11 protein-coding genes are annotated in these 11938 nt (G+C 66.8%); 2 read left to right on the top strand and 9 right to left on the bottom strand.

Annotation, left to right across the window (positions count from 1 at the left end):
• Positions 1-59: 59 nt before the first annotated feature.
• From cyoE to ABIA71_RS12980, 4 genes are read right to left on the bottom strand one after another with little or no spacing between them, the layout of a single operon-like run.
• Complete coding sequence (cyoE, locus tag ABIA71_RS12995) at positions 60-950, bottom strand: heme o synthase (RefSeq protein WP_354285619.1); 891 nt, start codon at positions 948-950, stop codon at positions 60-62.
• A gap of 4 nt (positions 951-954) precedes the next feature.
• Positions 955-2163, bottom strand: coding sequence for a COX15/CtaA family protein (locus ABIA71_RS12990; protein ID WP_354285617.1), 1209 nt, complete (start codon positions 2161-2163; stop codon positions 955-957).
• 11 nt (positions 2164-2174) lie between these two features.
• Positions 2175-2750: an SCO family protein gene (locus ABIA71_RS12985; RefSeq protein WP_354285615.1), complete on the bottom strand. Its 576-nt coding sequence runs from the start codon at positions 2748-2750 to the stop codon at positions 2175-2177.
• A gap of 27 nt (positions 2751-2777) precedes the next feature.
• A complete protein-coding gene (locus ABIA71_RS12980) occupies positions 2778-3512 on the bottom strand; it encodes an SURF1 family protein (protein ID WP_354285613.1) in 735 nt (244 codons plus the stop codon).
• A gap of 57 nt (positions 3513-3569) precedes the next feature.
• Between ABIA71_RS12980 and ABIA71_RS12975 the strand changes: the two genes are divergently transcribed.
• Positions 3570-3788: a twin transmembrane helix small protein gene (locus tag ABIA71_RS12975; RefSeq protein ID WP_038690924.1), complete on the top strand. Its 219-nt coding sequence runs from the start codon at positions 3570-3572 to the stop codon at positions 3786-3788.
• A gap of 53 nt (positions 3789-3841) precedes the next feature.
• Here ABIA71_RS12975 and ABIA71_RS12970 read toward each other — a convergent pair whose 3' ends face one another.
• From ABIA71_RS12970 to coxB, 5 genes are all read right to left on the bottom strand, one after another.
• A complete protein-coding gene (locus ABIA71_RS12970) occupies positions 3842-4717 on the bottom strand; it encodes a cytochrome c oxidase subunit 3 (RefSeq protein WP_128095989.1) in 876 nt (291 codons plus the stop codon).
• A 22-nt stretch (positions 4718-4739) separates the two neighbouring features.
• Positions 4740-5333: a cytochrome c oxidase assembly protein gene (locus tag ABIA71_RS12965; RefSeq protein ID WP_128095990.1), complete on the bottom strand. Its 594-nt coding sequence runs from the start codon at positions 5331-5333 to the stop codon at positions 4740-4742.
• Positions 5330-5464: a hypothetical protein gene (locus ABIA71_RS12960; protein ID WP_354285610.1), complete on the bottom strand. Its 135-nt coding sequence runs from the start codon at positions 5462-5464 to the stop codon at positions 5330-5332. The genes ABIA71_RS12965 and ABIA71_RS12960 overlap by 4 nt, the downstream gene beginning before the upstream one ends.
• Before the next feature lie 7 nt (positions 5465-5471).
• Complete coding sequence (gene ctaD, locus ABIA71_RS12955; protein WP_354285608.1) at positions 5472-7082, bottom strand: cytochrome c oxidase subunit I; 1611 nt, start codon at positions 7080-7082, stop codon at positions 5472-5474.
• Between the two features lie 64 nt (positions 7083-7146).
• Entirely contained in the window at positions 7147-8100 is a 954-nt protein-coding gene (gene coxB, locus ABIA71_RS12950; RefSeq protein ID WP_502961244.1) for a cytochrome c oxidase subunit II, read from the bottom strand.
• A 506-nt stretch (positions 8101-8606) separates the two neighbouring features.
• Here coxB and putA point away from each other — a divergent pair.
• On the top strand, positions 8607-11831 hold the full coding sequence (gene putA / locus ABIA71_RS12945; RefSeq protein ID WP_354285604.1) for a bifunctional proline dehydrogenase/L-glutamate gamma-semialdehyde dehydrogenase PutA: 3225 nt from the start codon (positions 8607-8609) through the stop codon (positions 11829-11831).
• The last annotated feature ends 107 nt before the right edge of the window (positions 11832-11938 follow it).

Genomic DNA, 11938 nt, shown 5'->3' with positions numbered 1-11938 from the left:
AACGCAATGGCGACGTTTGCCGGAGATTCAAGGCGCGCGTCGCAGCGCGCGCCTGCGGCTTACAACCAGGGCAGCATCCAGTGGTCCACCATCAGGAAGGCGAACAGCGCCATCAGGTAGACGATGGAGTAGCCGAACATCTTCATCGAGAAGATCTCATCCGGCGGGTTCAGCATGCGCCACGCGTACCAGAGGAAGACCGCGTTGAGCACGATCGCACCGCCGAGGTAGAACATGCCGCTCATGCCGAACACCACCGGCAGGATGCTCACCACGGCCAGCGCGATGGAGTACACCATGATCGACTTGCGGGTGTACGCCACGCCGTGGGTAACCGGCAGCATCGGGATCTCGGCCTTGGCGTAATCCTCGCGGCGGAAGATCGCCAGCGCCCAGAAATGCGGCGGGGTCCAGATGAAGATGATCAGCACCAGCAGCGATGCGTAAGCCCAGTCCCACGGGCCCTGCATGCCGGTGATCGCGGCCCAGCCCAGCATCGGCGGAGTGGCGCCGGCCAGACCGCCGATGACGATGTTCTGCGAGGTCGCGCGCTTGAGGTACACGGTGTAGATCACCGCGTAACCAATCAGCGAGGCGAAGGTCAGCACCGCGGTGATGACGTTGACCCAGACCACCAGGATGGTCATCGACAGCGCGATCAGCAGCCCGGCAAACACCAGCACCTGCCACGGCTTGACCTTGCCCACCACCAGCGGGCGCCACGAGGTGCGCGCCATCTGCGCGTCGATGCGCGCGTCCAGCAGCTGGTTGATGGCCGCGGCAGCCGAGGCCGCCAGCCAGATGCCGAGGAAACCGAGCGCGCCGTCCAGCGCCTGCCGCGCGGTGGGCAGCCCGGGGATGGCCAGGAACATGCCGACCAGCGCGGTGAACACGATGAGGGCGACGACCTTGGGCTTGGTCAGGTCCCAGTACTGACGGTAACTGGCCATGCCGTCAGCCTGCCTGCACGGCAGAAGCGGCACTACCGGGCTTGCCGTCCGCGTCCGGCGCGCGCAGGCGCGCCAGCAGCGTGACCAGCACGAACAACAACGCCACCGCGCCGCCACTGTGGGCCACGGCCACTTCCAGCGGCACCGCCAGCTTCACGTTGAGGATGCCCAGGGTGATCTGCGCCACCACCAGCAGGCCCAGCGCGCTGGCCCAGCCGCGCATGCTCGGCAGCTTGAACAGGCGCACCGACAGCCACAGCAGGTACACGGCCACCACGATCGCCATCATGCGGTGCGCCATCTGGATGGCAATCCGCGAGGCGCCATCGAGCACGCCGCCTTCGTAGTCCACGCCGATGCCGCGCCACAGGGTGAAGCCTTCCTTGAAGTCGTGCTGCGGCCACCACTGGCTGACGCAGCGCGGGAAGTTGTCCAGCGATGCACTGCCGCCGCCGCAGGCGAGCGCGGCGTAGTTGGCGCTGACCCAGCCGCCCAGCGCGATCTGCAGCACCAGCACGGCCACGCCGGCGCGGATCAGCCACTTCAGCTTCGGCGCTTCCACCAGCGTGATCGGCATGTGCGTGGCACGCCATGCCATCCACACCAGCAGGCCGAACATCAGCATGCCGCCGAGCAGGTGGCCCATCACCACGATCGGCTTGAGCAGCCAGGTCACCGTCCACATGCCGAGCAGGGCCTGGAAGATCACCACCGCCAGGGTCAGCAACGCGGCGCGGGCCAGGTCGATGTTGTTCCAGCGCAGCGCGGCCACCAGCAGGATGGCCTCGCCGATGATCGCCAGGATGCTGGCCGGCACGTGCATGCCCATCATGTACAGCGGTATGCCGGTGGCCACCAGCACGCAGGCGGTGACCACGGCAGTGGTGCCCCAGCGCCGGCGGCGCGTGGCCAGCAGTGCCAGGGTGAGGATCTCGATGCCCAGCGCACCGGCCAGGAAACGGTGCACCTGCTCGCGCCACGCCTTGTGGGTTTCCAGCGGGCGGATCTTCGCCGCTTCGTGCCCGACCACCTCGGCGGCATGCTGCGGCCAGGTAACGCGGCCATAGCAGGTGGGCCAGTCCGGGCAGCTCAGGCCGGCATCAGACAGGCGCACGAACGAACCGAACATGATCGTGCTGGCGGTCATGATCAGCGCAAACCACGCCAGACGGTGGAAATTGCGGTGCAGCACCGGGCGTGCGGAGAGGCTCATCTAAACAGAACTCACTTCAGTTTCAGCAGCGTGGCCAGGTCTTTGCGCAGACCGGCCATATCGAATCCCGGCGCATAGCGCATGATCACGAAACCGTTGGGATCGATCACATACACCGGCGTGCCGGCAGGGTCATCCACGGCGGGCAATGCGGCACGCAGGTCGGGCTGGTCGCGCAGCACGCGCAATGCGGGCATGCCGTGGACCTCCGCCGGCGGCGTGCCCAGCCACAGGATCTCGACATTATCGGCGTTATGCCCGAACAGCTGCCACACCTTGCCCAATCCCTGCGACAAAGTGACGCACGCGTTTGTACAGCCGGCAGACGGGGCCACCAGGATGCGCCAGGTGCGCGCCTCGGGGTTCCATGCATACGGCTGGCCGTTGGCCAGCGTGGGCGGCAACGCGCGCAGGTCGGCCGGGGGCTGCAGCAACTGGCCGCTGTTGCGGTGCGCGGTGGGCTGCCACCCCGAGAAGCGCAGCACGCCGGCCAGCGCCATCGCACCGAAGAACAGGCCGAACAAGGCGATCAGCGTCCAGCGGCCGCGTGAGCGCGGGGACAGCCGTTCCGGGGAAGTGGCATTCATGGGTGGCATTTTCTCACGTTGGGGCGGTCAGCGCCGGGAGTCGGGGGAAACGCGGCGGCGTGAACGCAGCTCCAGCACCAGCGCGACCACCAGCACGGTCAACGCCAGCCCGAACCACTGCACCGCATAGCCCAGGTGACGGCTGGGCGGCAGCGTGTTGGGCAGCAGGTCCAGGTCGCGGGCGTAGCCGCCGGGCAGCGCAGGGTCCAGCCGCAGCACGCGGGCAGGCAGGCTGCCGGCGGGCAGCCCCAGCGCGCGGGCAACCTCGTCCGGCGGCATGCGGTTGGCCAGCCAGATGCCCGGCTGCACGGTGGTCGCCAAGGCCGGGCCCAGCGCGATGCCGCTGGCCGGCGGGGGCGCCAGCAGCCCGGCGATGCGGGCGCGGCCGTGCGGGGGCTGGAGGGGCGGCAGCACGCGGTCGGGCGGCATCGGCTGCCAGCCCAGGTCGACCAGCACGCGCGCGCCGCCATCGCTCAGGAAGGGCTGGTACAGCTTGAACCCGGCGCGGCCCTCGCGAGTCTGGTTGTCCAGCAGGACGGTGCCGGGCAGGTACTGCCCGTGGTCTTCCACCCAGCGCAATTGCGGTGGCGCCGACAGCGCGGCGGCCAGGCGCAGCGCCTGCGCATGCGCCGGCACCTGCTGGTCGAGCAGCGCCTGCTTTTCATGCATGCGCTGCAGTTGCCAGTGGCCCAGCAGGCAGAAACCGGTGATCACCAGCACCGCGGCCACCCAACCGATCAGGCGTGTGTGCTTTCGCATCATGACAACGGCGACCAAACGCGGTGATATAGGCGTACCCGCCCTGCCATCGAGCCGCGCATGAATGATTCGTTGAAGACCCTGCTGGTAATCGCGTTTCTGATCGTCATCGTCTGGAATCTGGGCGCCGGGCTGTATTACCTGCTGGTCGATCGCGGCCAGACCAAACGCACCGTCAACGCGCTCACCCGCCGCATCGCGGTGTCGGTGGCGCTGATCGCGCTGGTGGCCATCGGCATCTACAGCGGCTGGATCAAACCCCACGGCATCGGCGGTTGACCGCGTTCCACTGACGCCGCACCTGGGCAGGTGCGGCCGGTGTCACCCCGACGCTACAGCACGTAGACGAACAGGAACAGCATCAGCCACACCACGTCGACGAAGTGCCAGTACCAGGCCGCCGCTTCGAAGCCGAAGTGGTTGTCGCGGGTGAAGTGGCCCTTGGCCGAGCGCAGCCACATCACGCCCAGCATGATGGTGCCCAGCAGCACGTGCGCGCCGTGGAAGCCGGTGAGCATGAAGAACGTGGAGCCGTAGATGCCCGAGCCCAGGGTGAGGTTGAGTTCCTTGTAGGCGTGGATGTATTCCTCGGCCTGCAGGGTCAGGAAGAACAGGCCCAGCACCACCGTCAGGCCCAGCCAGACCAGCAGCTGGCGGCGGTTGCCGGCCTTGAGCGCGTGGTGGGCGATGGTGAGGGTGACGCCAGAGGTGAGCAGGATCAGCGTGTTGATCAACGGCAGGCCCCAGGCCGGAATGGTCTGGAAGTGGCCCCCGATGCTGCCCGGGCCATTGGTAGGCCACGCAGCGGAATAGCCGTCCCACAGCAGTTCGTTGGTCATCACCCCGTCGCCCTCGCCGCCCAGCCACGGCAGGCCCAGGTTGCGGGTGTAGAACAGCGCGCCGAAGAATGCGCCGAAGAACATCACTTCGGAAAAGATGAACCACACCATGCCCATGCGGAACGAACCGTCCACCTGGCGGTTGTAGTTGCCGGCCTGCGACTCGCGCACCACGTCGCTGAACCACCAGAACAGGGTGAGCACCAGCATCGCGATGCCGGCGTAGAAGGTCCACTTGCCCCAGCCCGAATCATTGAGCCAGCTGGCCACGCCCACCATGGTCACCATCATCGCGATGGAACCGATGAACGGCCATTTGCTGTGCGTGGGCACGAAGTACACGTTGGCATCGGGGCTTTGCTGGGCCATGGTCTTGGGGTCCGGTGCGTATCTAGGGAGCAGCGTGTGCGTTGGCTGTTGCCGCCACGGCGGCAGGCAGCTGCGCCGACAACGCGTCGTTCTTGTAGAAGGTGTAGGACAGCGTGATGGTCTTGATGTTGGCCGGCAGGTCCGGGTCGACGATGAAGCGCACGGGCATGTCGCGCTTTTCGCCGGCCTGCAGGGTCTGCGCGGTGAAGCAGAAGCATTCGGTCTTGCTGAAGTAACCCGACGCCTTGGCCGGTGCCACCGACGGCACCGCGCTGCCCACCAGCGCGCGGTCGCTGTCGTTGCGGGCGTAATACAGCGCTTCGTTGAGCTCGCCCGGTACCACGTCCATGGTCAGCTGTTCGGGATGGAACGCCCACGGCAGCTTGGAATTGACCCCGCCATCGAACTCCACCCGCACGGTGCGCTTGCCCGGCGTGGTGACGCCCGCCGCCGCCGCGCCGGGACCACGTTCCAGGCGCACGCCGAACACCTTCTCGCAGGCGATGCGGTACAGCGGCACCAGCGAGAAGGTCAGCACGAACACGGCCAACGCCACCCCGATCAGGCGGGGCAGGCCCGCCGTGCGTGCGGGAACGGCCGGGCCGGTGTCGCTCATCGCCCGATCACTCCGGTCAGGATGAAACCGACGTACACCGCCACCGCCACCAGCCCGATCTTCCAGGCGGTGCGGTGCGCGCGGCGGCGCTGCAGGTCTTGAACGTCCAGGTTGTCGGGTGCGTTGGCCATGGTCGCCTCAGTGGGTGATGTCGTCATGGGCCAGGTCGCCCGGGCGGATCACCGGCGGCGTGGTGAAGGTGTGCGCCGGTGCCGGCGACGGCAGCGTCCATTCCAGCCCGCGTGCGCCTTCCCAGACCCGGTCGGTGGCCTTTTCGCCGTGACGCAGCGAGTGCAGCAGGATCGCGGCCATCATGAAGGGCGTGGCGAACATGCCGAACGCACCGATCGAGCTGATCAGGTTCCAGTCGGCGAACGCCACGCTGTAATCGGGGATGCGGCGCGGCATGCCGGCCAGGCCCAGGAAGTGCTGCGGGAAGAACAGCAGGTTCACGAACACGATGGACCACCAGAAGTGGACCTTGGCCCACTTCTCGCTGTACATCCGCCCGGTCCACTTCGGCCACCAGTAGTACACCGCGGCGATCAGCGCGAACACCGCGCCGGTGACCAGCACGTAGTGGAAGTGCGCCACCACGAAGTAGGTGTCGTGGTACTGGAAGTCGGCGACCACGATGGCCAGCATCAGCCCGGAGAACCCGCCGATGGTGAACAGGATCACGAACGCCACCGCCCACAGCATCGGGGCCTCGAAGGTGAGCGAACCGCGCCACATGGTGCTCACCCAGTTGAACACCTTCACCCCGGTCGGGATGGAGATCAGCATGGTGGCGAACATGAAGTAGATTTCGCCGCCCAGCGGCATGCCCACGGTGAACATGTGGTGGGCCCAGACGATGAACGACAGGAAGGCAATCGCCGCCACCGCGTAGACCATGGCCTGGTAGCCGAACAGCGGCTTGCGGCTGAAGGTGGGGATGATTTCACTGACCACGCCGAACGCCGGCAGGATCATGATGTACACCTCCGGGTGCCCGAAGAACCAGAAGATGTGCTGGAACATCACCGGGTCGCCGCCGCCGGCCGCGTTGAAGAAGCTGGTGCCGAAGAACTTGTCGGTGAGCAGCATGGTCACCGCCCCGGCCAGCACCGGCATCACCGCGATCAGCAGGAAGGCGGTGATCAGCCAGGCCCAGCAGAAGATCGGCATTTTCAGCAGGTCGATGCCGGGCGCGCGCATGTTGAGCACGGTGGCGATGATGTTGATCGCGCCCATGATCGAACTGATGCCGGCCACGTGGATGGCGAACACGCTGAAGGCCACGTTGTAGCCGCCCTGCAGCGACAGCGGCGGGTACAGCGTCCAGCCACCGGCCGGCGCGCCACCGGGCAGGAACAGGGTGACCAGCAGCAGGCTGAAGGCCACCGGCAGCAGCCAGAACGACCAGTTGTTCATGCGTGGCAGCGCCATGTCCGGCGCGCCGATCTGCAGCGGGATCATCCAGTTGGCCAGGCCGACGAAGGCCGGCATGACGCCGCCGAAGATCATCACCAGCGCATGCACGGTGGTCATCTGGTTGAAGAACTCGGGCTTGACGAACTGCAGGCCCGGTTGCATCAGCTCGGCGCGGATCACCACGCTCATGGCCGCGCCGATGATGAACATGATGAAGCTGAAAAGCAGGTAGAGCGTGCCGATGTCCTTGTGGTTGGTCGAGAACAACCAACGCTCCACGAAGCTCTGCTGATGCCCGTGGTGCCCATCGTGGTCAACTGCGGAATGCGCCATCGCAACTACACCTCACTGGATCCGGTGGTACCCACGCCTGCCAGGTGGCAGGCGCAGCTCGATTTCAGGCGTTGCTGCCTGCTGCAGCCGGTGCCGGCGGCGGCGTGGCGTCCGGAGCGGCGGCCGGCGCGGCATCGGCAGGCGCCGGTGCTGCGGGCGTTGCTGCGGGTGCAGCCGCCGGTGCAGGTGCCGGTGCGGGCTTGCGTGAGGCCAGCCACTTCTGGAAGTCCTCCTTGGACACCGCTTCCACCACGATGGGCATGAAGCCATGGTCCTTGCCGCACAACTCGGCGCACTGGCCGCGGTAGATGCCGGGCTTTTCGATGTTGGTCCAGGCCTCGTTGATGAAGCCGGGAATGGCGTCCTGCTTCCAGCCCAGCGCCGGCACCCACCAGGCGTGGATGACGTCGTCGGAGGTGATCACAAAGCGCACCTTGGTATCCACCGGCAGCACCAGCCGGTTGTCCACTTCCAGCAGGTAGTGCGGGTGCGATGCCAGCGTGGGCACCGTGCCGCTCTGCCGCACGCGGTCGGACTCGCGGTCCAGGCGGCTGGTGAAGGTGACATCCTCACCCAGGTACTCGTACTTCCACATCCACTGGTAACCGGTGACCTTCACGGTCATTTCCGAATCCCGGGTGTCGTAGAACTTGATCAGGTTGGCCGTGGCCGGCCATGCCATCACCACCAGGATGATCACCGGGATCACCGTCCAGATGACCTCGGCCTTGGTGTTGTGGCTGAAGGTGGCGGCGACCGCGCCCTTGGATTTGCGGAACTTGAACATGGCGTAGAACATCGCGCCGAACACGATCACGCCGATCACGGTGCACACCCACAGCGAGAACAGGTTGGATTCCCACGCCAACCGCGCGCTCTGGGTAACCCCCTTGCCCATGTTCAACTGCCACGGTTTCGGGTCGGCCGCCTGGGCCCACGCCATTGCGGGCGCCAGCAGTGCTGCCCCGCTCATTGTTGCTGTTGCGAACGTCCTGCCCCACTTTCTGCGTTGCTTCATTGCCTAGACCCTTAGCGTCGTCGGTTGCAGCCATTGCGGGCCGCGAGCAAGCCTTCTGGTTTTCCGGGCCGTTGGTCTGGCCCCGAGCGGTCCTTCTCGCCGCCGGCGCGGCACCGTGCCCATTCAGGCTGGCGACGCAGTCCGGCAACTACCCGGCGGCGGGGATGACCTCGCGCTCCGGGACCTTCAACACAGCAAACAGCAGGACGAACAGCGGGGGCATGGAGCGCCTGTGGGGGACGCAATTCCTGCTGCGGGAAACGTCTCGATGGTAGCCCTGCACTCGCGACAGTAGCAAGGGTCCATTCACATTTTCGGAAATGGTGCAACACAGCATGACGTCCGGCGGGAGTTTTGACGAAGTCAGCATACTTTTCACGACACAACCCAATCCCGCCGAATCCCTTTGTATGAAAGGCTATGGCTGCAATCAGGCGGCGCCGTGAAAGTGCTTCCCAGCTCAAAAAAACGATTAAAATGGTCAAGTTCTCCACGAGCCAACCGGCATGACCGCACCTTCCGCACCGATTCCTGCCCCGGCCCCGGCCGGCGCGCCCCGCCCGCCGCTGCTCTCGCCCGAGCTGCCGACGCCTCCCGCTGCGTTCCGCCAGGCCATCACCGATGCCTGGATGAAGGACGAGGCCAGCCACGTGCGCGAGCTGCTGGCGCAGGCGCGCCTGCCGGCCGACGAACAGGCGCAGGTGCAGGCCACCGCCGCCGACCTGGTCAAGCGCGTGCGCGTGCGTGCCCAGGACCAGGGTGCGATCGAAGCCTTCATGCGCCAGTACGACCTGGGCAGCGAGGAAGGCGTGCTGCTGATGTGCGTGGCCGAGGCACTGCTGCGCATTCCCGACCAGGACACCGCCGACAAGCTGATCCGCGACAAGCTCGGCGATGCCGACTGGAAGAAGCACATGGGCGGCAGCGACTCGGTGCTGGTCAACGCCTCCACCTGGGGCCTGATGCTGACCGGCCGCCTGGTGCAGATCAACGACGCCACCCGCGCCGACGTGCCGGGCGCGTTCGCGCGCCTGATCGGCCGCGTGGGCGAGCCGGTGATCCGCCTGGCCGTGCGCCAGGCAATGAAGATCATGGGCCACCAGTTCGTCATGGGCCGCACCATCGACGAGGCGCTGTCGCGCTCGCACAAGGGCGACAACGCCAACTACCGCTATTCGTTCGACATGCTCGGCGAAGGCGCGCTGACCATGAAGGACGCCAAGCGTTACCTGGAAGACTACCGCCGCGCGATCCACTCCATCGGTGGCGACCACAAGGCCCGCGGCGGCCGCCCGGACGGTGACGTCAACGCGGCGCCGGGCATCTCGATCAAGCTGTCGGCGCTGTACCCGCGCTACGAGCATGCCAAGCGCGCACGCGTGATGGCCGACCTGGTCCCGGGCGTGCTGGAACTGGCGCAGCTGGCCAAGTCCTACGGCATCGGCTGCACCGTGGATGCCGAGGAAACCGACCGCCTGGAACTGTCGCTGGACATCATCGAAGCGGTGGTCAGCGATGCCTCGCTGAGCGGCTGGGAAGGCTTCGGCGTGGTCGTGCAGGCCTACCAGAAGCGCACCCCGTACACGATCGACTACCTGGCCGACCTGGCCCGTCGCATCGGCCGCCGCCTGCAGGTGCGCCTGGTCAAGGGCGCGTACTGGGACGCGGAAATCAAGCGTGCGCAGATCGACGGCCTGCCGGCCTACCCGGTGTTCACCCGCAAGCAGAACACCGACGTGTCCTACCTGGCGTGCACCAAGCGGCTGTTCTCGCATGCCGATGCGCTGTACCCGATGTTCGCCACCCACAACGCGCACACCATTGCCGCGGTGAAGGCGATCGCCAAGGGCGGCCAGTACGAGCACCAGAAGCTGCACGGCATGGGCGATGACCTGTATGCCGAAGTGGTGCCGGCCAATCGGTTGAACGTGCCGTGCCGCGTGTACGCACCGGTCGGTTCGCACGAAGACCTGCTGCCGTACCTGGTGCGCCGCCTGCTGGAAAACGGCGCCAACTCCAGCTTCGTCAACCGCATCACCGACGACGCGGTGGCCATCGACGACCTGATCCGCGATCCGGTCGAGGCGGTGTCCTCGTTCGCGTCCATTCCCCACCCGAAAATCCCGCTGCCGGTCGACCTGCTGCGCAGCCAGAACCATGACAGGACCAATTCCATGGGCGTCAATCTTGCCAACGACAACGACCTGCGCGCCCTGGCCGAGCAGCTCAACGCCGCCGTGAAGCCGTGGAAGGCCGCGCCGCTGGTGCCCGGTGCCACCCCGACCGGCGCCCTGTTGAACGTGACCAACCCGGCCGATACGCGCCAGGTGGTGGGCCAGTGGCAGCCGGCCGACAGCGCCACCGTCGAAAAGGCGCTGGCCAATGCCGTGGCCGCGCAGCCGGCCTGGAACCGCACCCCGGCCGCCAGCCGCGCGGCGATCCTGGAACATGCCGCCGACCAGCTGGAAGCACGCATGCCCGAGTTCATGGCGCTGTGCGTCAAGGAAGCCGGCAAGAGCCTGCCCGACGGCATCGCCGAAGTGCGCGAAGCGGTCGACTTCCTGCGCTACTACGCCAAGCAGGCGCGCGAGCAGTTCGGCCACGCCGAAAAGCTGCCCAGCCCCACCGGTGAATCCAACGAACTGCAGCTGCATGGCCGGGGCGTGTTCGTCTGCATCAGCCCGTGGAACTTCCCGCTGGCGATCTTCCTGGGCCAGGTGGCCGCCGCGCTTGCCGCCGGCAACAGCGTGATTGCCAAGCCGGCCGAACAGACCAACCTGATCGGCTACTACGCGGTGAAGCTGCTGCTCGACGCCGGCGTGCCCGAGGGCGTGGTGCAGTTCCTGCCGGGCGATGGCGCCACCGTCGGTGCCGCGCTCACCGCCGACCCGCGCGTGGCCGGCGTGGCCTTCACCGGCTCCACCGACACCGCCCGCGCGATCAACCGCGCGATGGCCGCACGCGATGCCGCCATCGGCGTGCTGATCGCCGAAACCGGCGGCCAGAACGCCTTCATCGCCGACTCCTCGGCGCTGCCGGAACAGCTGGTCAAGGACGCCATCGGGTCGGCCTTCACCTCGGCCGGCCAGCGTTGCTCGGCCGCGCGCGTGCTGTTCGTGCAGGACGACATCGCCGACAAGGTGATGACCATGCTGTCCGGTGCGATGGCCGAACTGAAGGTCGGCGACCCGGGCCTGCTGTCCACCGACGTGGGCCCGGTGATCGATGCCGACGCCCTGCAGATCCTGCAGGACCACGCGGTGCGCATGGAGAAGGAAGCGCGCCTGATCGCCGCGGCCGAGCTCAACGAAGCCGCCGCGCATGGCACCTTCTTCGCCCCGCGTGCGTACGAACTGAAGAACCTTGACCAGTTGCACAAGGAAATCTTCGGGCCGGTGCTGCACGTGATCCGCTGGAAGGGCGACCAGCTCGATGCGGTGATCGACCAGATCAACGCCACCGGCTACGGCCTCACCCTGGGCGTGCATTCGCGCATCGATGAAACCGTGGACCGCATTTCCTCGCGCATCAACGTGGGCAATGTGTACGTCAACCGCAACCAGATCGGCGCGGTGGTCGGCGTGCAGCCGTTCGGCGGCCAGGGCCTCTCCGGCACCGGTCCCAAGGCCGGCGGCCCGCACTACCTGCTGCGCTTTGCCACTGAAAAGACCGTCACCGTGAACACCACGGCCGCCGGTGGCAACGCCTCGCTGCTGACCCTGGGCGACTGATCCACGGCGCAAGGCAGCACGAAAAAGCCCCGCAAACGCGGGGCTTTTTTTTGCCATCATCCATAACCGGCGGTCGGAACAACACGTACGCTAGGGTCCCAGCCAAC

Source organism: Stenotrophomonas sp. 2619 (assembly GCF_040548725.1).
Taxonomy (GTDB): Bacteria; Pseudomonadota; Gammaproteobacteria; order Xanthomonadales; family Xanthomonadaceae; genus Stenotrophomonas; species Stenotrophomonas maltophilia_AP.
This window is presented reverse-complemented; position numbering and strand designations above follow the sequence as displayed.

Excerpts from the sequence above, each read along its gene's own strand:
- cyoE (WP_354285619.1), bottom strand. The coding sequence starts at position 950 with ATGGCCAGTTACCGTCAGTACTGGGACCTGACCAAGCCCAAGGTCGTC.
- ABIA71_RS12990 (WP_354285617.1), bottom strand. The coding sequence starts at position 2,163 with ATGAGCCTCTCCGCACGCCCGGTGCTGCACCGCAATTTCCACCGTCTG.
- ABIA71_RS12985 (WP_354285615.1), bottom strand. The coding sequence starts at position 2,750 with ATGAATGCCACTTCCCCGGAACGGCTGTCCCCGCGCTCACGCGGCCGC.
- ABIA71_RS12980 (WP_354285613.1), bottom strand. The coding sequence starts at position 3,512 with ATGATGCGAAAGCACACACGCCTGATCGGTTGGGTGGCCGCGGTGCTG.
- ABIA71_RS12975 (WP_038690924.1), top strand. The coding sequence starts at position 3,570 with ATGAATGATTCGTTGAAGACCCTGCTGGTAATCGCGTTTCTGATCGTC.
- ABIA71_RS12970 (WP_128095989.1), bottom strand. The coding sequence starts at position 4,717 with ATGGCCCAGCAAAGCCCCGATGCCAACGTGTACTTCGTGCCCACGCAC.
- ABIA71_RS12965 (WP_128095990.1), bottom strand. The coding sequence starts at position 5,333 with ATGAGCGACACCGGCCCGGCCGTTCCCGCACGCACGGCGGGCCTGCCC.
- ABIA71_RS12960 (WP_354285610.1), bottom strand. The coding sequence starts at position 5,464 with ATGGCCAACGCACCCGACAACCTGGACGTTCAAGACCTGCAGCGCCGC.
- ctaD (WP_354285608.1), bottom strand. The coding sequence starts at position 7,082 with ATGGCGCATTCCGCAGTTGACCACGATGGGCACCACGGGCATCAGCAG.
- coxB (WP_502961244.1), bottom strand. The coding sequence starts at position 8,100 with ATGAAGCAACGCAGAAAGTGGGGCAGGACGTTCGCAACAGCAACAATG.
- putA (WP_354285604.1), top strand. The coding sequence starts at position 8,607 with ATGACCGCACCTTCCGCACCGATTCCTGCCCCGGCCCCGGCCGGCGCG.